At 57.9% G+C, this 19,851-nt stretch carries 18 protein-coding genes and 1 other annotated feature; of the genes, 14 read left to right on the plus strand and 4 right to left on the minus strand.

Annotation, left to right across the window (positions count from 1 at the left end):
- Nucleotides 1-52 precede the first annotated feature (52 nt).
- The 4 genes from dnaA to gyrB are packed head-to-tail and all read left to right on the plus strand — an operon-like array spanning nt 53 to nt 6,065.
- A complete protein-coding gene (gene dnaA / locus HMPREF3143_RS18065) occupies nt 53-1,447 on the plus strand; it encodes a chromosomal replication initiator protein DnaA (RefSeq protein ID WP_010426558.1) in 1,395 nt (464 codons plus the stop codon).
- A 4-nt stretch (nt 1,448-1,451) separates the two neighbouring features.
- Nucleotides 1,452-2,552, plus strand: a complete 1,101-nt coding sequence (gene dnaN / locus HMPREF3143_RS18070) for a DNA polymerase III subunit beta (protein ID WP_070533904.1) — start codon at nt 1,452-1,454, stop codon at nt 2,550-2,552.
- The gene (gene recF, locus HMPREF3143_RS18075) at nt 2,552-3,625 is read left to right on the plus strand and encodes a DNA replication/repair protein RecF (protein ID WP_070533906.1); all 1,074 of its coding nucleotides are present in this window, start codon (nt 2,552-2,554) and stop codon (nt 3,623-3,625) included. The genes dnaN and recF overlap by 1 nt, the downstream gene beginning before the upstream one ends.
- A gap of 28 nt (nt 3,626-3,653) precedes the next feature.
- On the plus strand, nt 3,654-6,065 hold the full coding sequence (gene gyrB / locus HMPREF3143_RS18080) for a DNA topoisomerase (ATP-hydrolyzing) subunit B (RefSeq protein ID WP_008500168.1): 2,412 nt from the start codon (nt 3,654-3,656) through the stop codon (nt 6,063-6,065).
- A gap of 35 nt (nt 6,066-6,100) precedes the next feature.
- Here gyrB and HMPREF3143_RS18085 read toward each other — a convergent pair whose 3' ends face one another.
- Entirely contained in the window at nt 6,101-7,036 is a 936-nt protein-coding gene (locus HMPREF3143_RS18085) for a LysR family transcriptional regulator (protein WP_070533908.1), read from the minus strand.
- Nucleotides 7,037-7,145: 109 nt separating this feature from the next.
- Here HMPREF3143_RS18085 and HMPREF3143_RS18090 point away from each other — a divergent pair, with 109 nt between their 5' ends.
- From HMPREF3143_RS18090 to HMPREF3143_RS18100, 3 genes are all read left to right on the plus strand, one after another.
- A complete protein-coding gene (locus HMPREF3143_RS18090; RefSeq protein WP_070533910.1) occupies nt 7,146-8,171 on the plus strand; it encodes a zinc-dependent alcohol dehydrogenase family protein in 1,026 nt (341 codons plus the stop codon).
- A gap of 114 nt (nt 8,172-8,285) precedes the next feature.
- The gene (gene yidA / locus HMPREF3143_RS18095; RefSeq protein ID WP_008500165.1) at nt 8,286-9,098 is read left to right on the plus strand and encodes a sugar-phosphatase; all 813 of its coding nucleotides are present in this window, start codon (nt 8,286-8,288) and stop codon (nt 9,096-9,098) included.
- 50 nt (nt 9,099-9,148) lie between these two features.
- On the plus strand, nt 9,149-10,378 hold the full coding sequence (locus HMPREF3143_RS18100; RefSeq protein ID WP_070533912.1) for a YidR family protein: 1,230 nt from the start codon (nt 9,149-9,151) through the stop codon (nt 10,376-10,378).
- Here HMPREF3143_RS18100 and HMPREF3143_RS18105 read toward each other — a convergent pair.
- Nucleotides 10,375-10,707 (minus strand): YceK/YidQ family lipoprotein, encoded by a 333-nt coding sequence (locus tag HMPREF3143_RS18105; protein WP_021242679.1) that lies wholly within the window; start codon nt 10,705-10,707, stop codon nt 10,375-10,377. The genes HMPREF3143_RS18100 and HMPREF3143_RS18105 overlap by 4 nt on opposite strands.
- Nucleotides 10,708-10,956: 249 nt before the next feature.
- Nucleotides 10,957-11,028 (plus strand) — a sequence feature (ROSE (Repression Of Heat Shock gene Expression) occurs in the 5'-region of heat shock genes and acts as an RNA thermometer to modulate expression.).
- Here HMPREF3143_RS18105 and ibpA point away from each other — a divergent pair.
- From ibpA to HMPREF3143_RS18120, 3 genes are all read left to right on the plus strand, one after another.
- The gene (gene ibpA, locus HMPREF3143_RS18110; RefSeq protein ID WP_008500162.1) at nt 11,022-11,432 is read left to right on the plus strand and encodes a small heat shock chaperone IbpA; all 411 of its coding nucleotides are present in this window, start codon (nt 11,022-11,024) and stop codon (nt 11,430-11,432) included. It overlaps the preceding feature by 7 nt.
- A gap of 136 nt (nt 11,433-11,568) precedes the next feature.
- Nucleotides 11,569-11,997 carry a small heat shock chaperone IbpB gene (gene ibpB / locus HMPREF3143_RS18115; protein WP_008500161.1) on the plus strand — a complete coding sequence of 143 codons (429 nt, stop codon included), beginning with the start codon at nt 11,569-11,571 and terminating at the stop codon, nt 11,995-11,997.
- A 161-nt stretch (nt 11,998-12,158) separates the two neighbouring features.
- Entirely contained in the window at nt 12,159-13,820 is a 1,662-nt protein-coding gene (locus tag HMPREF3143_RS18120) for a putative transporter (RefSeq protein WP_023293696.1), read from the plus strand.
- Here the strand turns inward: HMPREF3143_RS18120 and HMPREF3143_RS18125 are convergent.
- Nucleotides 13,788-14,534, minus strand: a complete 747-nt coding sequence (locus tag HMPREF3143_RS18125; protein WP_008500159.1) for a GntR family transcriptional regulator — start codon at nt 14,532-14,534, stop codon at nt 13,788-13,790. The genes HMPREF3143_RS18120 and HMPREF3143_RS18125 overlap by 33 nt on opposite strands.
- Nucleotides 14,535-14,755: 221 nt before the next feature.
- On the opposite strand from HMPREF3143_RS18125, the gene HMPREF3143_RS18130 reads away from it, so the two are divergent.
- The 4 genes from HMPREF3143_RS18130 (at nt 14,756) to HMPREF3143_RS18145 (ending at nt 18,474) form a co-directional block, all read left to right on the plus strand.
- Nucleotides 14,756-16,378, plus strand: a complete 1,623-nt coding sequence (locus HMPREF3143_RS18130; RefSeq protein WP_023345153.1) for an alpha-glucoside-specific PTS transporter subunit IIBC — start codon at nt 14,756-14,758, stop codon at nt 16,376-16,378.
- Nucleotides 16,375-17,697 carry a 6-phospho-alpha-glucosidase gene (locus HMPREF3143_RS18135; protein ID WP_070533914.1) on the plus strand — a complete coding sequence of 441 codons (1,323 nt, stop codon included), beginning with the start codon at nt 16,375-16,377 and terminating at the stop codon, nt 17,695-17,697. The genes HMPREF3143_RS18130 and HMPREF3143_RS18135 overlap by 4 nt, the downstream gene beginning before the upstream one ends.
- Nucleotides 17,698-17,789: 92 nt before the next feature.
- Nucleotides 17,790-18,137: a YidH family protein gene (locus HMPREF3143_RS18140; RefSeq protein WP_024907384.1), complete on the plus strand. Its 348-nt coding sequence runs from the start codon at nt 17,790-17,792 to the stop codon at nt 18,135-18,137.
- Nucleotides 18,127-18,474, plus strand: a complete 348-nt coding sequence (locus HMPREF3143_RS18145; protein WP_070533916.1) for a DUF202 domain-containing protein — start codon at nt 18,127-18,129, stop codon at nt 18,472-18,474. The genes HMPREF3143_RS18140 and HMPREF3143_RS18145 overlap by 11 nt, the downstream gene beginning before the upstream one ends.
- A gap of 83 nt (nt 18,475-18,557) precedes the next feature.
- Here the strand turns inward: HMPREF3143_RS18145 and dsdA are convergent, their stop codons facing one another.
- Nucleotides 18,558-19,844, minus strand: a complete 1,287-nt coding sequence (dsdA, locus tag HMPREF3143_RS18150; RefSeq protein ID WP_070533917.1) for a D-serine ammonia-lyase — start codon at nt 19,842-19,844, stop codon at nt 18,558-18,560.
- Nucleotides 19,845-19,851 lie beyond the last annotated feature (7 nt).

The raw sequence follows: 19,851 nt of genomic DNA on the forward strand, positions 1-19,851 counted from the left end.
AACAATCATGAATATTCAATAGTTATCTTTTATTGTTCGAGTGGAGTCCGCCGTGTCACTTTCGCTTTGGCAGCAGTGTCTTGCCCGATTGCAGGATGAGTTACCAGCCACAGAATTCAGTATGTGGATCCGCCCGTTGCAGGCGGAACTGAGCGATAACACGCTGGCTTTGTACGCGCCAAACCGTTTTGTGCTCGATTGGGTAAGGGACAAGTACCTTAATAACATCAATGGACTGCTGAACGATTTCTGCGGGTCAGATGCCCCACAGCTGCGCTTTGAAGTGGGCACAAAGCCGGTCACCCAAACCGTACGTGAAACCGTGAATGTGGCTGCGCCTGCTCAGGCCGCACCCGCGCCGGCCCCTCGCGTCGCTCCTGCTCGTCAGGGGTGGGATAATGTTCCTGCACCGGCTGAGCCAACCTACCGCTCTAACGTAAACGTCAAACACACGTTCGATAACTTCGTTGAAGGTAAGTCGAACCAGCTGGCGCGCGCGGCGGCTCGCCAGGTTGCTGATAACCCCGGCGGGGCCTACAACCCGCTGTTCCTGTATGGCGGCACGGGTCTCGGTAAAACGCACCTGCTGCACGCGGTGGGCAACGGCATTATGGCGCGCAAGCCCAATGCCAAAGTGGTGTATATGCACTCCGAACGCTTCGTTCAGGACATGGTAAAAGCCCTGCAAAACAATGCGATCGAAGAGTTTAAACGCTACTACCGTTCCGTTGACGCGCTGCTGATCGATGACATTCAGTTCTTTGCCAATAAAGAACGATCGCAGGAAGAATTTTTCCACACCTTCAATGCCCTGCTGGAAGGCAATCAGCAGATCATTTTGACCTCGGATCGTTATCCAAAAGAGATCAACGGCGTTGAAGATCGTCTGAAATCCCGCTTCGGCTGGGGCCTGACCGTGGCGATCGAGCCACCGGAGCTGGAAACCCGCGTCGCGATCCTGATGAAGAAAGCCGATGAAAACGACATTCGCCTGCCGGGTGAAGTGGCGTTCTTCATTGCCAAGCGTCTGCGCTCCAACGTGCGTGAGCTCGAAGGGGCACTGAACCGCGTTATCGCCAATGCCAACTTTACCGGTCGTGCGATCACCATCGATTTTGTGCGTGAAGCGCTGCGTGATTTGCTGGCATTGCAGGAAAAACTGGTCACTATCGACAATATTCAAAAGACGGTGGCTGAGTACTACAAGATCAAAGTGGCAGATTTACTGTCTAAACGTCGTTCCCGCTCGGTGGCGCGCCCGCGTCAGATGGCGATGGCGCTGGCAAAGGAGTTAACCAACCACAGTCTGCCGGAAATCGGCGATGCGTTTGGTGGCCGTGACCATACGACCGTGCTGCACGCCTGTCGCAAGATTGAGCAGTTACGCGAAGAAAGCCACGACATAAAAGAAGATTTTTCCAATCTAATCAGAACATTATCATCGTGACGCTATGAAATTTACCGTTGAACGTGAACATTTATTAAAACCGCTGCAACAGGTGAGTGGCCCATTAGGCGGCCGCCCAACGCTGCCTATTCTCGGAAACCTGCTGCTTCAGGTCGCGGACGGTACGCTGTCGCTGACCGGTACAGATCTGGAAATGGAAATGATCGCGCGCGTTACGCTGACGCAGCCGCACGACGCGGGCGCGACCACGGTTCCGGCACGTAAATTCTTTGATATCTGCCGCGGGCTGCCGGAAGGTGCTGAAATCGCCGTGCAGCTGGAAGGCGACCGTATGCTGGTGCGCTCTGGCCGCAGCCGTTTCTCGCTCTCCACGCTGCCTGCAGCGGACTTCCCGAACCTGGACGACTGGCAGAGCGAAGTGGAATTCACCCTGCCGCAGGCGACGATGAAGCGTCTGATTGAAGCCACCCAGTTCTCCATGGCGCATCAGGACGTTCGTTACTACTTAAACGGCATGCTGTTCGAAACCGAAGGTGAAGAGCTGCGTACCGTGGCGACCGACGGCCACCGTCTGGCGGTCTGTTCCATGCCGATTGGCGACTCACTGCCAAACCATTCGGTGATCGTGCCGCGTAAAGGGGTGATTGAGCTGATGCGTATGCTCGACGGCGGCGACATGCCGCTGCGCGTGCAGATCGGCAGCAATAACATCCGCGCTCACGTGGGCGATTTTGTCTTCACATCGAAGCTGGTTGACGGTCGTTTTCCGGATTATCGCCGCGTATTGCCGAAGAACCCGGACAAAACGCTGGAAGCCGGTTGCGATAGTCTCAAGCAGGCGTTTGCGCGTGCGGCTATTCTCTCTAACGAGAAATTCCGCGGCGTGCGCCTGTACGTGAGTGAAAACCAGATCAAAATCACCGCCAACAACCCGGAGCAGGAAGAGGCAGAAGAGATTCTGGACGTCACCTACGCCGGGGCTGAGATGGAAATCGGCTTCAACGTTAGCTACGTGCTGGATGTGCTGAACGCGCTGAAATGCGAGAACGTGCGCATCCTGCTGACCGACTCCGTTTCGAGCGTACAGATTGAAGATGCCGCATCACAGTCGGCTGCCTATGTTGTCATGCCAATGAGACTGTAATGTCGCTCACCCGTCTGTTGATTCGCGACTTTCGCAACATCGAAAGCGCGGATCTCGCTTTATCCCCTGGCTTTAATTTCCTGGTTGGCGCGAACGGCAGCGGCAAAACCAGCGTGCTGGAAGCCATCTATACGCTCGGCCACGGTCGGGCGTTTCGCAGTTTGCAGATTGGTCGCGTGATTCGCCACGAGCAGGAATCTTTTGTTCTGCACGGGCGTTTGCAGGGCGAGGAGCGGGAAACCGCCGTCGGCCTGACCAAAGACAAGCAGGGCGACAGCAAGGTGCGCATCGACGGTACCGACGGCCACAAGGTGGCCGAGCTGGCGCTGCTGATGCCGATGCAGCTGATCACGCCCGAGGGGTTTACTTTACTCAACGGCGGCCCCAAATACAGAAGAGCGTTCCTCGACTGGGGATGCTTTCACAACGAAGCCGGATTCTTTAACGCCTGGAGCAACCTGAAGCGTCTGCTCAAGCAGCGTAACGCCGCGTTGCGCCAGGTGACGCGCTACGCCCAGCTGCGTCCGTGGGACATGGAATTAATCCCTCTTGCAGAACAAATCAGCAACTGGCGTGCCGAATACAGCGCAGGTATTGCCGAAGACATGGCCGACACCTGCAAACAGTTTTTACCCGAGTTCTCTCTCACCTTCTCCTTCCAGCGCGGCTGGGAGAAAGAGACGGACTATGCCGAGGTGTTAGAGAGAAGCTTCGAGCGCGACCGCATGTTGACCTACACCGCGCACGGCCCGCACAAGGCGGATTTCCGCATTCGTGCCGACGGTGCGCCGGTGGAAGACACGCTGTCGCGCGGGCAGCTCAAGCTCCTGATGTGTGCGTTGCGCCTGGCGCAGGGGGAGTTCCTCACCCGCGAGAGCGGGCGACGCTGCCTGTACCTGATAGATGATTTTGCCTCGGAACTTGACGACGCGCGGCGCGGGCTGCTTGCCAGCCGCTTAAAAGCCACGCAGTCGCAGGTTTTCGTCAGCGCCATTAGCGCTGAACACGTTATGGACATGTCGGACGAAAATTCGAAGATGTTTACCGTGGAAAAGGGTAAAATAACGGATTAACCCAAGTTGAAATGAGCGAGAAACGTTGATGTCGAATTCTTATGACTCCTCCAGTATCAAAGTCCTGAAAGGGCTGGATGCGGTGCGTAAGCGCCCGGGTATGTATATCGGCGACACGGATGACGGCACCGGTCTGCACCACATGGTATTCGAGGTGGTAGATAACGCTATCGACGAAGCGCTCGCGGGTCACTGTAAAGACATCGTGGTCACCATCCATGCGGATAACTCCGTCTCCGTCACCGATGACGGCCGTGGCATCCCAACCGGTATTCACCCGGAAGAGGGCGTCTCCGCGGCGGAAGTGATCATGACCGTCCTGCACGCAGGCGGTAAGTTCGACGATAACTCCTATAAAGTTTCCGGCGGCCTGCACGGCGTAGGTGTTTCGGTAGTAAACGCCCTGTCGCAGAAGCTGGAGCTGGTTATCCAGCGCGAAGGCAAAATTCACCGTCAGCTTTACACGCACGGCGTGCCGCAGGCACCGCTGGCCGTTACCGGCGAAACCGACAAAACCGGTACCATGGTGCGTTTCTGGCCGAGCCTCGAAACCTTCACCAACGTCACCGAGTTCGAGTACGACATCCTGGCGAAACGCCTGCGTGAACTGTCGTTCCTGAACTCCGGCGTCTCGATTCGCCTGCGCGACAAGCGTGACAACAAAGAAGACCACTTCCATTACGAAGGCGGTATCAAGGCGTTTGTTGAGTATCTGAACAAGAACAAAACGCCTATTCACCCGAATATATTCTACTTCTCCACCGAAAAAGACGGCATCGGCGTGGAAGTGGCGCTGCAGTGGAACGACGGTTTCCAGGAAAACATCTACTGCTTTACCAACAACATTCCACAGCGTGACGGTGGTACCCACCTTGCAGGCTTCCGTGCGGCGATGACCCGTACCCTGAACGCCTACATGGACAAAGAAGGCTACAGCAAGAAAGCGAAAGTCAGCGCCACCGGTGACGATGCCCGTGAAGGCCTGATTGCCGTGGTTTCCGTGAAGGTGCCGGATCCGAAGTTCTCCTCACAGACCAAAGACAAGCTGGTCTCTTCTGAGGTGAAATCGGCGGTTGAGCAGCAGATGAACGAACTGCTGAGCGAATACCTGCTGGAAAACCCGTCCGACGCGAAAATCGTGGTGGGCAAAATTATTGATGCGGCGCGTGCCCGTGAAGCGGCGCGTAAAGCCCGTGAAATGACCCGTCGTAAAGGCGCGCTGGACTTAGCCGGCCTGCCGGGCAAGCTGGCTGACTGCCAGGAACGCGACCCGGCGCTGTCCGAACTGTACCTCGTGGAAGGGGACTCCGCGGGCGGTTCTGCGAAGCAGGGCCGTAACCGTAAGAACCAGGCGATTCTGCCGCTGAAGGGTAAAATCCTCAACGTTGAGAAAGCCCGTTTCGACAAGATGCTCTCTTCTCAGGAAGTGGCGACACTCATCACCGCGCTGGGCTGCGGCATTGGCCGTGACGAGTACAACCCGGACAAACTGCGCTACCACAGCATCATCATCATGACCGATGCGGACGTCGACGGCTCGCACATCCGTACGCTGCTGTTGACCTTCTTCTATCGTCAGATGCCTGAAATCGTTGAGCGTGGCCACGTCTACATTGCCCAGCCGCCGCTGTACAAAGTGAAGAAAGGCAAGCAGGAACAGTACATCAAAGACGACGAAGCGATGGATCAGTACCAAATCGCAATTGCGCTTGATGGCGCGACCCTGCACGCGAACTCGCACGCCCCTGCACTGGCCGGTGAGCCGCTGGAGCGTCTGGTGTCCGAGTTCAACGCCACGCAGAAAATGATTACGCGTATGGAACGCCGTTATCCGAAAACGCTGCTGAAGGAGCTGGTTTATCAGCCAACCCTGACCGAAGCCGATCTGAGCAGCGAGCAGACCGTCACCCGCTGGGTGAACGCTCTGGTGACCGATCTGAACGAAAAAGAGCAGCACGGCAGCCAGTGGAAATGCGATGTTCAGCAGAACGCTGACGGGCAGTTCGAGCCGATCGTTCGCGTGCGTACCCACGGCGTCGACACCGACTACCCGCTGGAGCACGAGTTTGTCACCGGTCCGGAATACCGTCGTATCTGCACGCTCGGCGAGAAGCTGCGCGGCCTGATCGAAGACGATGCGTTCATCGAACGTGGCGAACGTCGTCAGCCGGTAGCCAGCTTCGAGCAGGCGCTGGACTGGCTGGTGAAAGAGTCCCGTCGCGGCCTCGCGATCCAGCGCTATAAAGGTCTGGGCGAAATGAACCCGGAGCAGCTGTGGGAAACCACCATGGATCCGGAAAGCCGTCGCATGCTGCGCGTGACCGTTAAGGACGCGATTGCTGCAGACCAGCTGTTCACCACCCTGATGGGCGATGCGGTTGAACCACGTCGTGCCTTCATCGAAGAGAACGCCCTGAAAGCGGCAAATATCGATATTTAATCGACGTGATACCGCATCAATAACTGGCCGCGCGTTTAGCGCGGCTTTTTTATGGGCGCGGGCATATCCTGCGACAGCACTGACGGTAAGCGACTGGCGAGCGTATCGACGGCAATCCTCACCCTCAGCGGCAGGTGCGGCGTTTGCTGCCAGACGGCATGAACGTCAAAATGGACATCGGGCGCCTGTTTCAGGAGCGGGACGAGCTTTCCCTGATGAATTTCTTTAATGGCCATCCAGCAGGGGAGCCAGGCAATCCCGTGCCCGGCCAGCGCCGCGTCGCAGATGGCCTGCAAATCATCCATATTGAGCGATGAACGGGGAGTAAAGGTGTGCGAGGTCCCTTCGTTATTCATCAGTTGCCAGGGTAACACTCTGCCTGCGCGCAGATAGTTAATCGCCGTATGATGGGGTAAGTCAGCCACGCTTTGCGGCTGGCCTTTGTTCTGCAGATAATCCGGCGCAGCGCACAGCACCATGCGGTGTTCGCTCAGCTTTCTGGCGACCAGCATGCTGCTGTCCTGCAGCGTGCCGTTACGCACCGCCATATCAAACCCTTCCTCCACCAGATCCACCACGCGGTCGCTGAACGACATTTCAAGCTCAAGCCCGGGGTGTTCCTGCGCCAGTTCAATCAACAGCGGCGCGACGCACTGGCGGCCAAACAGTACCGGCATGGCAACGCGCAGGCGGCCGCTGACCTGCTGTTTCCCCGTTTCAAGCAGCGACTCTGCGCCCCGAATTTCCTCCAGCGCACGCAGGCACCGTTCATAAAAAAGGGCGCCGTTATCGGTCAGGCTCTGGCTCCGGGTGGTGCGCTGAAACAGCCGTACCCCCAGTCGCTCCTCGAGACGAGCGATGCTTTTTCCTACCGCCGAGCGTGACAAATGCAGACGAATGGCGGCCTGTGCAAAGCTTCCCGCCTCTACGGCAGCCACAAAAACAGGGATATCCTTCAGCGTGTCGGTCATGAATTGTATCTTTTTTGGCGTCAATATAGAGAAAACTTATCGCCACTGGCGACCATGCGTCAACGGTAGACTGTCAGTATTAAAGATTACTTGATGGCCGGAGAAAAAAATGACCGAGACAATGCAACGCTGGACGATGAGCGCCCTCGGGCGCGAGAGCCTCACGCTTATTCAGGAGCCCATTCCCCAACCCGGTCCGGGTGAAGTGCGCGTAAGGGTGAATGCCGTCGCGCTCAACTATCGCGACAAAATGGTGATTGAAGGCACGATGCCGATTCCGCTTTCCTTCCCGTTTACCCCGGCGTCTGACATGGCGGGCGTCGTCGACAGCATTGGTGAAGGCGTCACGCGTTTCCAGCCCGGTGCCCGCGTTATCTCAACCTTCTTTCCGGAGTGGATCGACGGTAAGCCGCAGGCGGACGCGCGCAATTTGCCCTATAGAACGTCCGGTGGATACTTCCAGGGAATGCTGGCCGAGTATGTGATTGTGAAGGAAGACGCGCTGGCGGCATCGCCGGAAACCCTGGATGACGCAGAGGCCAGCACCTTACCCTGCGCGGGGCTTACCGCCTGGTTCGCACTGGTGGAACGCGGTCAGCTGCGCGCCGGGCAATCGGTGCTGGTACAGGGAACGGGCGGCGTGGCGATTTTCGCCCTGCAAATCGTAAAAGCGCACGGCGCAGAGGTCATTGTTACGTCCGGGAGCGATGAAAAGCTGGCGCTGGCCAAAAAGCTGGGGGCCAGCCAGGGCATCAACCGCCTGAAAGGCGACTGGGCTGAAGAGGCGCTGGCGCTGACGCAGGATCGCGGTATCGACCATATTATCGAAACCGTGGGGGGTGAGAACCTGAAGCACTCCCTGCGCGCCGTTGCCGTTCATGGACGTATCTCGGTCATTGGCGTGCTGGCCGGGTCTGACATTTCGCTCTCGGCTGGCGAACTGTTGCTGAAATCTCCCGTCATTCAGGGGATCGGCGTGGGGCACCGCCGGGCGCTGGAGGATTTCGTCCGCGCCGTGGATGTCACCGGGTTGAAACCTGTGATTGAGCATCGCTACCGTTTTAACGAGCTTAAACAGGCTCTTGAGCATCTGGATCGCGGTGCGTTTGGTAAAATCGTTCTCACCCGCGAGTAGGTCTTTGTTCCTCGGGATAGGCGTAAAAGGGGGCTTTTGTTGCGCAAGGTAGCTCTATTTTTGTGTGCTTAATCGCGTTAGCATGAGGCAGCACTCATTTATCCCGGGGAACTCATGGCTATCAAACTTATTGCAATCGATATGGACGGCACGCTGTTGCTGCCAGACCACACTATCTCTCCAGCCGTTAAGAACGCGATCGCCGCGGCACGCGCAAAGGGCGTGAATGTGGTCCTCACCACGGGGCGTCCGTATGCGGGCGTGCACAGCTACCTGAAAGAGCTGCACATGAATCAGCCCGGCGACTACTGCATTACCTATAACGGCGCGCTGGTGCAGAAAGCCGCAGATGGCAGTACGGTTGCGCAAACCGCGCTAAGCTACGATGACTACCGGTTCCTGGAAAAACTGTCCCGTGAGGTGGGTTCCCACTTCCACGCTCTCGATCGCAATACGCTTTACACCGCCAACCGTGATATCAGCTACTACACGGTACATGAATCCTACGTGGCGACCATTCCGCTGGTGTTCTGCGAAGCCGAGAAGATGGATCCGGCCACCCAGTTCCTGAAAGTGATGATGATCGACGAGCCGGAGATCCTTGATAAAGCGATTGCGCGCATTCCGGCCGAAGTGAAAGAGAAATACACCGTGCTGAAAAGTGCGCCGTACTTCCTTGAAATCCTCGATAAACGCGTCAATAAAGGCACCGGCGTGAAATCGCTGGCCGACGCGCTGGGCATCAAACCGGACGAAATCATGGCGCTGGGCGATCAGGAAAACGACATCGCGATGATTGAATTCGCGGGCATGGGCGTAGCGATGGATAACGCTATTCCGTCGGTGAAAGAAGTGGCTAATTTTGTCACCAAATCCAACCTTGAAGACGGCGTGGCTTACGCCATTGAGAAGTTTGTGCTGAACTAAACACCCGCTTGCGATACCCTGATGCGAAAACCGCGTATCAGGGTATCCTCATGAAACAAATCACCTTCGCTTCCCGCAACCACCAGCTTACTAACATCAATACCTGGACGCCGGACAGCCAGTGGCTGGTCTATGACGTGCGCCCGTCAGGTGCATCGTTCACCGGTGAAACCATCGAGCGGGTCAACGTTGTTACGGGCGAAGTCGAGGTGATTTATCGCGCCACTGACGGCGCGCACGTTGGCGTGGTGACCGTTCATCCCGCGCAGGAGAAATACGTCTTTATCCACGGCCCGAAAAACCCGGATGCGGACTGGCACTACGATTTTCATCATCGCCAGGGGATAATTGCGCATCACGGGCAGGTGAGCAACCTGGACGCAATGGATATCACTTCACCGTTCACCCCGGGCGCGCTGCGCGGCGGCAGCCACGTCCATGTCTTCAGCCCGAACGGCCAGCTTGTCAGCTTTACCTATAACGACCACGTGCTGCACGTGCGCGATGCGAAGCTTGATTTACGCAACGTCGGCGTGGCGGCGCCTTATGGCCCGGTGAATTCGCCGGGAAACCATCCGCGCGAATATTCAGGTACATTCTGGAGCGTGCTGGTCAGCCGCACGACGCCCAACCCGCAGCCGGGCAGCGACGAAATTAACCGCGCCTACGAAGAGGGCTGGGTGGGCAACACCAGGCTGGCGTTTATCGGCGATACCCTGTCTGCAACGGGCGAGAAAGTGCCTGAACTGTTTATTGTTAACCTGCCAGAAGATGAACAGAGCTGGAAACGGGCGGGCGATGCGCCGCTTCAGGGCACCGCAGAGACCCTGCCGGCCCCGCCTGCTGGGGTGAAGCAGCGTCGTTTGACCTTTACGCATCAAAGGGCCTATCCGGGCCTGGTGAACGTGCCGCGTCACTGGGTTCGCAGCAACCCGCAGGGAACGCAGATCGCGTTTATGATGCGCGACGATAACGGCATTGTGCAGCTGTGGCTGATCTCACCTGATGGCGGCGAGCCGCGCCAGCTGACGCGTAACGGGAGCGATATTCAGTCTGCGTTTAACTGGCATCCGGCGGGTGATCGGCTGGGGTTTGTGCTCGAAAACCGGATCGCCTGCTGTGACGCGCAGACCGGACAGGTGACGTTTTTGACGTCCGATCACGGCAATCCGCCGTCTGCGGATGCCGTCGTATTTTCCCCGGACGGGCGCTTTATTGCGTGGATGGAAGAGACGGACGGTTTCCGTCAGCTCTGGTTAGCGGAAACCGCGCAGAACTAGCGCGGCGGCATCTCTGCGGGCGGAATGACGGCGTTTGTCGCCAGATTTTCCTGCTCGCTTTTCTCTACCCGTGAGCGCACGGAGTCGTCCTTACGGAATAAATCCCACGGCAGCAGAAGCGTGTCCGCCACAGCCGTAAACGGCATATCCAGGATAACCAGGGATTTGGTGCCCCAGTTTGTATCGTCATCGGAGATCATCGCCGCGCTGGCGCGCGTCCCCGGATATGTTCCTTCTTTACCGCCGGTGTGAGACATCACGCTCGAACACCCGCAAAGTAAAACTACCCCGCTGAACGTCGTCAGCTTTATCAGAACATTTTTCATCATCACTCAGTCATCGTTAATGGCACTGCATAGACCTGCAACTCAGGGTTATAGCGAGCCTTATCCAAAATGGATAGCCCGATAACCCCGCACTGTGGCAGCCATCGCAATTTAACCCTTTGTGCTGTTGTCCCAGTCTATGCGAGATGCAGGAAAGTGCAAAAAAAAGTGCAGTTGTCATGCTTGAAAAGCCCGGTTGCAGACCCATTTTAAGAATACGACCCGATAACGAACTCGCCTGATGGGTGTTCGGGGGGCGTAAAGGCCTGTCCATGGTGGAAGGCTTACTTTTCTCGCTGATTTCAGGAGTTTTATTTATGCGTAACTTCGATCTTTCTCCGCTATACCGTTCTGCAATTGGTTTTGACCGCCTGTTTAACCATTTAGAAAATAACCAAAGCCAGAGCAACGGCTACCCTCCATACAATGTTGAGCTGGTTGACGAAAACCACTACCGCATCGCCATTGCCGTCGCCGGTTTTGCAGAAAACGAACTGGAGATCACCGCGCAGGACAACCTGCTGGTGGTGAAAGGTTCCCATACGGCCGAGCAGAAAGAACGTACCTACCTTTACCAGGGCATCGCTGAGCGCAACTTTGAACGCAAGTTCCAGTTAGCTGAGAACATTCATGTGAAAGGTGCAAACCTGGTCAACGGCCTGCTGTTTATCGAACTGGAACGTGTGATTCCGGAAGAGAAAAAACCGCGTCGTATCGAAATTAACTAATTATGCGGGTCGCGCGAGCGGCCCACCCAGACCTGCTTGCCGTAACGGGAGCATATGCGAATCCATCCGGATTTGCAGGAACAACTGCGCACAAAATTAAACTGTGCCGAACTCGCTTCTCAGAAGGAGATTTAGTATGCGTAACTATGATTTATCCCCCTTACTTCGTCAGTGGATTGGTTTTGACAAACTGGCTAATGCCCTGCAAAACACCGCTGAGCAACAGACGTTTCCGCCGTACAATATCGAAAAAAGCGACGATAACCACTATCGCATCACCCTGGCGCTGGCCGGCTTCCGTCAGGAGGATCTGGATATTCAGCTCGAAGGCACGCGTCTGACCGTGAAAGGTACGCCGGAGAAACAAGAGACCGAGACCAAATGGCTTCATCAGGGGCTGGTTAATCAGCCGTTTAGCCTGAGCTTTACCCTGGCAGACCATATGGACGTCTCCGGCGCAACGTTTACCAACGGGCTGCTGCATATTGACCTGACCCGTAACGTACCGGAAGCCATCGCGCCGCAGCGTATCGCCATTAGCGACCGGCCGGCGTTGAATAGTTAACAAGCCCGCCGAACCTGTAGGTCGGCCGCCACCCGACACCGCTCACAGACCGCACAAAGCCCTGCCCCGGCAGGGCTTTTTTGTGCGCCATCGCCCATACAACCGCCCACGGCTCTGAGAGAATCCTTAGTATAACTAAGGTTATGCCAAGGAAGTGGATCATGAGTGATATCGCGTTAACCGTCAGCGTGTTGGCCCTGGTCGCTGTTGTTGGCCTGTGGATAGGGAATATCAAAATCCGCGGCGTCGGGTTTGGGATTGGCGGGGTGCTGTTTGGCGGCATTTTTGTCGGCCACTTTGCTGACCAGCTCGGGCTGGTGCTGAGCGCCGAAATGCTCCACTTTACCCAGGAGTTCGGCCTGATCCTGTTCGTCTATACCATCGGGATTCAGGTGGGGCCGGGTTTTTTCGCCTCACTTCGGGTCTCCGGCTTACGGCTCAACCTGTTTGCCCTTGGCATTGTGGTGATGGGCGGGCTGGTCACCGCCATTCTGCATAAAATCTTTGCTATCCCGCTGCCCGTGGTGCTGGGCATTTTCTCCGGGGCGGTCACCAACACGCCTGCGCTCGGCGCGGGGCAGCAAATCCTGCGCGATTTGGGCATCGAACCCGGCATTGTCGACCAGATGGGGATGAGCTACGCCATGGCCTATCCGTTTGGTATTTGCGGCATTCTGCTCTCCATGTGGCTGGTCCGCGTCCTGTTTCGCATTAACGTCGATAAAGAGGCGAAGGACCACGAAACCACGCTTACCAACGGCCATATGCCGATCAAAACCATCAACATTCGGGTTGATAACCCCAACCTGAACAATATGGCGATTCAGGACGTGCCGATTCTGAACAGCGCCAATATTATCTGCTCCCGCCTTAAGCGCGACGATATGCTGATGGTGCCCGCGCCCGGCACCATCATTCAGCAAGGCGATCTGCTGCACCTGGTGGGCCAGCCCGGCGATTTGAACAATGCCCGTCTGGTGATTGGTCAGGAAGTGGATACCTCGCTCTCAACGCGCGGCACCGATATGCGGGTGGAACGCGTTGTGGTAACCAACGAGCACGTCCTTGGCAAAAAAATACGCGATCTGCAGGTAAAAGAGCGTTATGACGTGGTGATCTCCCGCCTTAACCGTGCGGGTGTCGAGCTGGTCGCCAGCCCGGAGGCCAGCCTGCAGTTCGGGGATATCCTCAACCTGGTTGGGCGCCCGTCTTCCATTGACGCCGTCGCGGATATGGTGGGTAACGCCCAGCAGAAACTGCAGCAGGTGCAGATGCTACCGGTGTTCATCGGTATCGGGCTCGGCGTGCTGCTCGGCTCCATCCCGCTGTACGTGCCGGGCTTCCCGGTGGCGCTCAAGCTGGGCCTGGCGGGCGGGCCGCTGATTATGGCGCTGATCCTCGGGCGTATCGGCTGCATCGGTAAGCTCTACTGGTTTATGCCGCCAAGCGCTAACCTGGCGCTGCGCGAGCTGGGCATCGTGCTGTTCCTGGCGGTGGTCGGGCTGAAGTCCGGCGGGGATTTCGTCGATACGCTGATCAAGGGCGAAGGGATGAGCTGGGTCGGCTACGGCATCTTTATCACGGCGATCCCGCTGCTGACGGTGGGCATACTGGCGCGGATGTTCGCCAAAATGAACTACCTGACGCTGTGTGGCATGCTGGCGGGTTCCATGACCGATCCGCCCGCGCTGGCCTTTGCCAATAACCTGCACACCACCAGCGGCGCGGCCGCGCTCTCCTATGCCACCGTCTACCCGCTGGTGATGTTCCTGCGCATCATTACCCCGCAGCTACTGGCGGTGCTGTTCTGGGGGATGAGCTAGTAAATCTTCCGGGTGGATGCGCCGCAGATGGTAGTCCACCTGGTAATCACTGGTATTTCGGAACATCACGGAATAGTTGAGGAACTCGCCGCTGTCGCTGTAGGAAAGGGAGGTGATACGCAACAGCGGTGTCTGTTCCGGCAGGTTCATATAACCCGCCAGCTGCTTATCGGCCAGCACCGGCGTCAGGCTCTCGTAGTTGCCGCTGATGGTGATCCCGCACTCCTTCTCGATGTAATCAAACTTTGACCCTTCAAGATGCGCCAGCGACAGATTGCGAAACAGCTTCACCGGCATAAAACTGTCCTCCAGCATCAGCGGTTTTCCGTCCACGTAGCGCACCCGCCGGGAAAAGTAGATCCGCTCATCCACCTGAATTCGCAGCTGGCTGGCGATGGCGGGCGGGGCGGGCATCACTTCAAACTGCAGCACCTTGCTCTGCACCTCTTTTCCCTGCTGACGCAACACTTCCACCAGCCCGGTCAGGTTGGTGGTTTCGTGGTGAACGTCTTTGCGTGACACAAACGTGCCGCTGCCGTGCCGCCGTTCAACCAGCCCCCAGCTCACCAGCAGATCCAGCGCCTTGCGGATGGTCATTCGCGCCACGCCGAACTCCTGCGCCAGCGCTTTCTCGCCCGGCAGCGGACTGCCGATATTGTAGTCCGACGAATTCAGCCGCAGCCGCAATCTGTCAGCAATGGATTTGTAGATCACCAGTAGACCTCTCTGCCCTTATCAGGGCGTGGATGGCGTCCTGACATGTCCATATTTACCGCAAAAAGTAGACCTGATTGGTCAAAATAAAACCATGAATGCGATCACGAATCGCAGCGGCACGCCATGTTCGCGCATCAGTAAGTTCTTATGCTCACCTCAGGCCAGCAAAAAACCATAAAGGCCTCTACCCCTACAGGTTGTTTCATGAGGATTTAAAAATGCTCAGTCAAATACAACGTTTTGGCGGTGCCATGTTTACCCCGGTGTTGCTATTTCCGTTCGCCGGGATCGTGGTGGGAATCGCCATCATGCTTCGCAACCCGCTGTTTGTCGGCGAAGCCTTAACGGCCCCCGATCATCTTTTCGCGCAGATTGTTCACATCATTGAAGAGGGCGGCTGGGCGGTGTTCCGCAATATGCCGCTGATTTTTGCCGTTGGCCTGCCGATTGGCCTGGCGAAGCAGGCCCAGGGCCGCGCCTGTCTGGCGGTGCTGATTAGCTTCCTGACCTGGAACTACTTCATCAACGCGATGGGGATGACCTGGGGCCATTTCTTCGGCGTCGACTTCTCCGCCGAACCGACGGCGGGAAGCGGGCTGGCGATGATTGCCGGGATCAAAACGCTCGATACCAGCATCATCGGCGCCATCGTGATTTCAGGCATCGTCACCGCCATCCACAACCGCTATTTTGACAAGCCGCTGCCGGTGTTTCTGGGGATTTTCCAGGGCAGCTCGTTTGTCGTTATCCTCGCGTTCTTCGTCATGATCCCCTGCGCCTGGCTGACGCTGCTGGGCTGGCCGAAAGTGCAGATGGGCATTGAGTCCCTGCAGGCGTTCCTGCGTTCTGCCGGTGCGCTGGGCGTATGGGTCTATACCTTCCTGGAACGCATTCTGATCCCAACCGGATTGCACCACTTCGTCTACGGTCCGTTCATCTTCGGCCCGGCGGCGGTGGAAGGGGGAATTCAGGTCTACTGGGCGCAGCACCTGCAGGAATTCAGTCAGAGCACCCTGCCGCTGAAAACCCTCTTCCCGGAAGGCGGGTTCGCGCTGCACGGCAACTCCAAAGTGTTTGGCTCGGTCGGGATTGCGCTGGCGATCTGGTACACCGCGTCGCCGGAAAACCGCGTCAAGGTCGCGGGGCTGCTGGTCCCGGCCACGCTTACCGCGGTGCTGGTGGGTATTACCGAACCGCTCGAATTTACCTTCCTGTTTATCTCGCCGCTGCTGTTTGCCGTTCACGCCGTGCTGGCGGCCACCATGGCAACGGTGATGTACACCTTCGGCGTGGTCGGGAACATGGGCGGCGGCCTGCTGGACCAGTTCCTGCCGCAAAACTGGATCCCGATGTTCCACAACCACGCCGCGACGGTGTTCACCCAGATCGGCATTGGCGTCTGCTTCACCGGAATTTACTTCGTGGTCTTCAAAACGCTGATTGCGCGTCTGAACCTGAAAACCCCGGGCCGGGAAGAGAGCGAAATCAAGCTCTACAGCAAGGCCGACTATAAGGCGGCGCGCGGGCAAACTACCGCCCCGGCCGCGGCCAGCCAGCAGGTCGGGCAGGCCGCCGGGTTCCTGCAGGCGCTGGGCGGCGCGGCCAACATCGACAGCATCAACAACTGCGCCACCCGCCTGCGCATCGCCCTGGTCGATATGGCGAAAACGCAAAGTGATGACGTCTTCAAAGCCCTCGGCGCCCACGGCGTGGTGCGACGCGGCAACGGCATTCAGGTGATTGTCGGCCTGCACGTTCCTCAGGTGCGCGACCAGCTGGAATCGCTGATGAAAACCCCCTTAACGAATGAACAAACCACCCTGACAGAGGCTATATCATGAAAAAATTCTCAGTTGTCATTGCAGGCGGCGGCAGCACCTTCACGCCTGGTATCGTCCTGATGCTGTTAGCCAACCGTGACCGTTTCCCGCTGCGCGCCCTGAAGTTCTATGACAACGACGGCGCGCGTCAGGAAACCATCGCCGAAGCGTGCAAAATCATCCTTAAGGAGCAGGCCCCGGAGATTGAATTCAGCTACACCACCGATCCGAAAGCGGCCTTTAGCGATGTCGATTTCGTGATGGCGCATATCCGCGTGGGCAAATACCCGATGCGTGAAAAGGATGAAAAAATCCCGCTGCGCCACGGCGTGCTGGGCCAGGAAACCTGCGGCCCGGGCGGGATCGCCTACGGGATGCGCTCTATCGGCGGCGTGCTGGAGCTGGTGGATTACATGGAGCAGTACTCCCCGAACGCGTGGATGCTGAACTACTCCAACCCGGCGGCGATTGTTGCGGAGGCCACGCGCCGCCTGCGTCCGAACGCCAAAATTCTCAACATCTGCGATATGCCGATCGGCATTGAAGGGCGCATGGCGCAGATTGTCGGCCTGAAGGACCGCAAAGAGATGCGCGTGCGCTACTACGGCCTGAACCACTTCGGCTGGTGGACGTCGATTGAAGATCTTAACGGCAACGATCTGATGCCGAAGCTGCGCGAATACGTGGCGAAACACGGCTATGTACCGCCGTCTGACGATGCGCACACCGAGGCGAGCTGGAACGATACCTTCGCCAAAGCCAAAGACGTTCAGGCGCTGGATCCGGACACCATGCCGAACACCTACCTGAAGTATTACCTGTTCCCGGACTACGTGGTCGCGCATTCCAACCCGGACCGCACCCGCGCCAATGAGGTCATGGATCACCGTGAGAAGCATGTGTTCAGTTCCTGCCGGGCGATTATCGAGGCGGGCAAGTCCTCCGCCGGTGAACTGGAAATCGACGAACATGCCTCGTACATCGTCGATCTGGCGACCGCGATTGCCTTTAATACCCAGGAACGCATGCTGCTGATTGTGCCTAACAACGGGGCCATCCATAATTTTGACGCCGACGCGATGGTGGAGATCCCGTGCCTGGTAGGCCATAACGGACCGGAGCCGCTCACGGTGGGCGATATTCCGCACTTCCAGAAAGGGCTGATGAGCCAGCAGGTAGCGGTGGAAAAACTGGTGGTGGATGCCTGGGAGCAGCGCTCGTACCAGAAACTCTGGCAGGCGATCACCCTGTCGAAAACCGTGCCGAGCGCGTCCGTCGCGAAAGCGATTCTGGATGACCTGATCGAGGCCAACAAGGATTTCTGGCCAGCGCTGCACTGATCGTCCTGACCGGCATCGCCCGATGCCGGTCTCCTTGTCCTTGTCGATTTACGCTATGCTGAAGCCTGCCCGTAGCTCGACAAGGAACCTTCATGAAAATTTCCCGCCTCGGCGAAGCGCCGGACTACCGCTTCTCGCTGGCTAATGAACGCACGTTTTTAGCGTGGATCCGCACCGCGCTGGGGTTTCTTGCCGCCGGGGTGGGGCTCGACCAGCTCGCGCCTGATTTCGCCACGCCGTTGATTCGCGAGGTGCTGGCGCTGCTGCTGTGCCTGTTTGCGGGCGTGCTGGCAATTTACGGCTATCTGCGCTGGCTGCGCAATGAGAAGGCGATGCGTCTGAAGCAGGATCTGCCCTATACGCGTGGGTTACTCATCATCAGCGCGATTTTGCTGGCGGTGGCGGGCGTGGTGATGGTGCTGGTGTTCTATGGCGGTTAGTCGCAAAGCGCGACGCGAAGCGGACCCCGGCCTGCAGCCGGAGCGGACGTCACTCGCCTGGCTGCGCACGCTGCTGGGGTATGGCGCGCTGATCGCCCTGGCGATTAAGCACAACTGGCACCGCACCGGGGTGCCGTTCTGGATCTCGCTTGTTGTGCTGGCGCTGGTGGCAATCGTTTTATGGCGCTATACCCGCAGCCGTAACCTGATGGACGTAGCGCAGGACGACTTTGTGCAGCCGAAGGCGGTGCGGGATAAGTTCCTCATCGCCCTGGCCGTGCTGTCGCTGTCTTTACTCTTCGCAGTGACTCACATTCAGCAAATTGTGAGCTTTTAAAGCCCGGTGGCGGCTACGCCTTACCGGGCCTACAACTGCCGCGAACCGTAGGCCGGGTAAGGCGCAGCCGCCAACCGGCAGAATTACTGCCCTTTAGCCAGATACTTCGCCATCTCGTCTTCCGGCACCATGCCGCCGCCGGTCGCCCACACCAGGTGGGTAACGCTGGCATCTGAAGGCACGCGCAGCGGTCCGGCCATGCCCGCCAGCGCGGACGGTTCCAGCCGAATGCCTTCCTCCTGCGCCAGCCAGCCGAGCATGTCGTACATGCTCTGATCGGAAAGCGTATAGAACCCGTCGAGCAGGCGCTCCATCGCGCGGCCCACGAAGCCGGAGGCGCGTCCTACCGCCAGCCCGTCCGCCGCCGTCACGTTATCAATGCCCAGGTCCTGCACCGCGATCTCATCGTGCAGGCCGGTGTAAACGCCCAGCAGCATGCACGGGGAGTGCGTGGGCTCCGCGAAGAAGCAGTGAACGTTATCGCCAAAGGCCAGCTTCAGGCCAAACGCCACGCCGCCGGGGCCGCCGCCGACGCCGCACGGCAGGTAGACGTACAGCGGATGATCGGCATCCACCACGCGGCCCTGAGCGGCAAACTGTGCCTTCAGGCGCTCGCCCGCCACCGCGTAGCCCAGGAACAGGGTGCGGGAGTTTTCATCGTCAATGAAGAAGCAGTTCGGATCGCTTTCCGCCGCTTTGCGTCCCTGCTCCACCGCCACGCCGTAATCCTGCTCATATTCCACGACGATGACGCCGTGGCTGCGCAGTTTGGCTTTCTTCCACTCGCGGGCGTCGGCGGACATATGTACCGTCACCTTAAAGCCGATGCGGGCGCTCATGATGCCGATGGACATCCCCAGGTTGCCGGTTGAGCCTACCGCAATGCTGTACTGGCTGAAGAAGTCCTTAAAGCGCGGCTCCAGCAGGATGCTGTAGTCATCCTCAACGCTCAGCAACCCGGCGTCCAGAGCCAGTTTTTCCGCGTGGGTCAGCACCTCATAGATACCGCCGCGCGCTTTAATCGAGCCGGAGATCGGCAGATGGCTGTCTTTTTTCAGCAGCAGCGTGCCGGGAATAGACTTAGCAGATTCTTTCTCCAGCCGCGCCTGCATTGCCGGAATGGCGACCAGTTCGGATTCAATAATCCCGCCCGTTGCGGCCGTTTCCGGGAAGGCTTTCGCCAGATACGGCGCGAAGCGTTTCAGGCGCGCATGGGCATCGTCCACGTCGGCTTTGGTCAGCCCGACATACGGCAACCCTTCGGCAAGCGTCGTGGTGCGCGGGTTTAGCCAGGTGGTTTCTTTCAGGGCAATCAGATCCTCAACCAGAGGAAACTGTGCGGTTAAAGTGGTGATAGTTGCGTTTTCCATAATACGT

The organism is Enterobacter sp. HMSC16D10, from assembly GCF_001807145.1.
GTDB lineage: Bacteria > Pseudomonadota > Gammaproteobacteria > Enterobacterales > Enterobacteriaceae > Enterobacter > Enterobacter roggenkampii.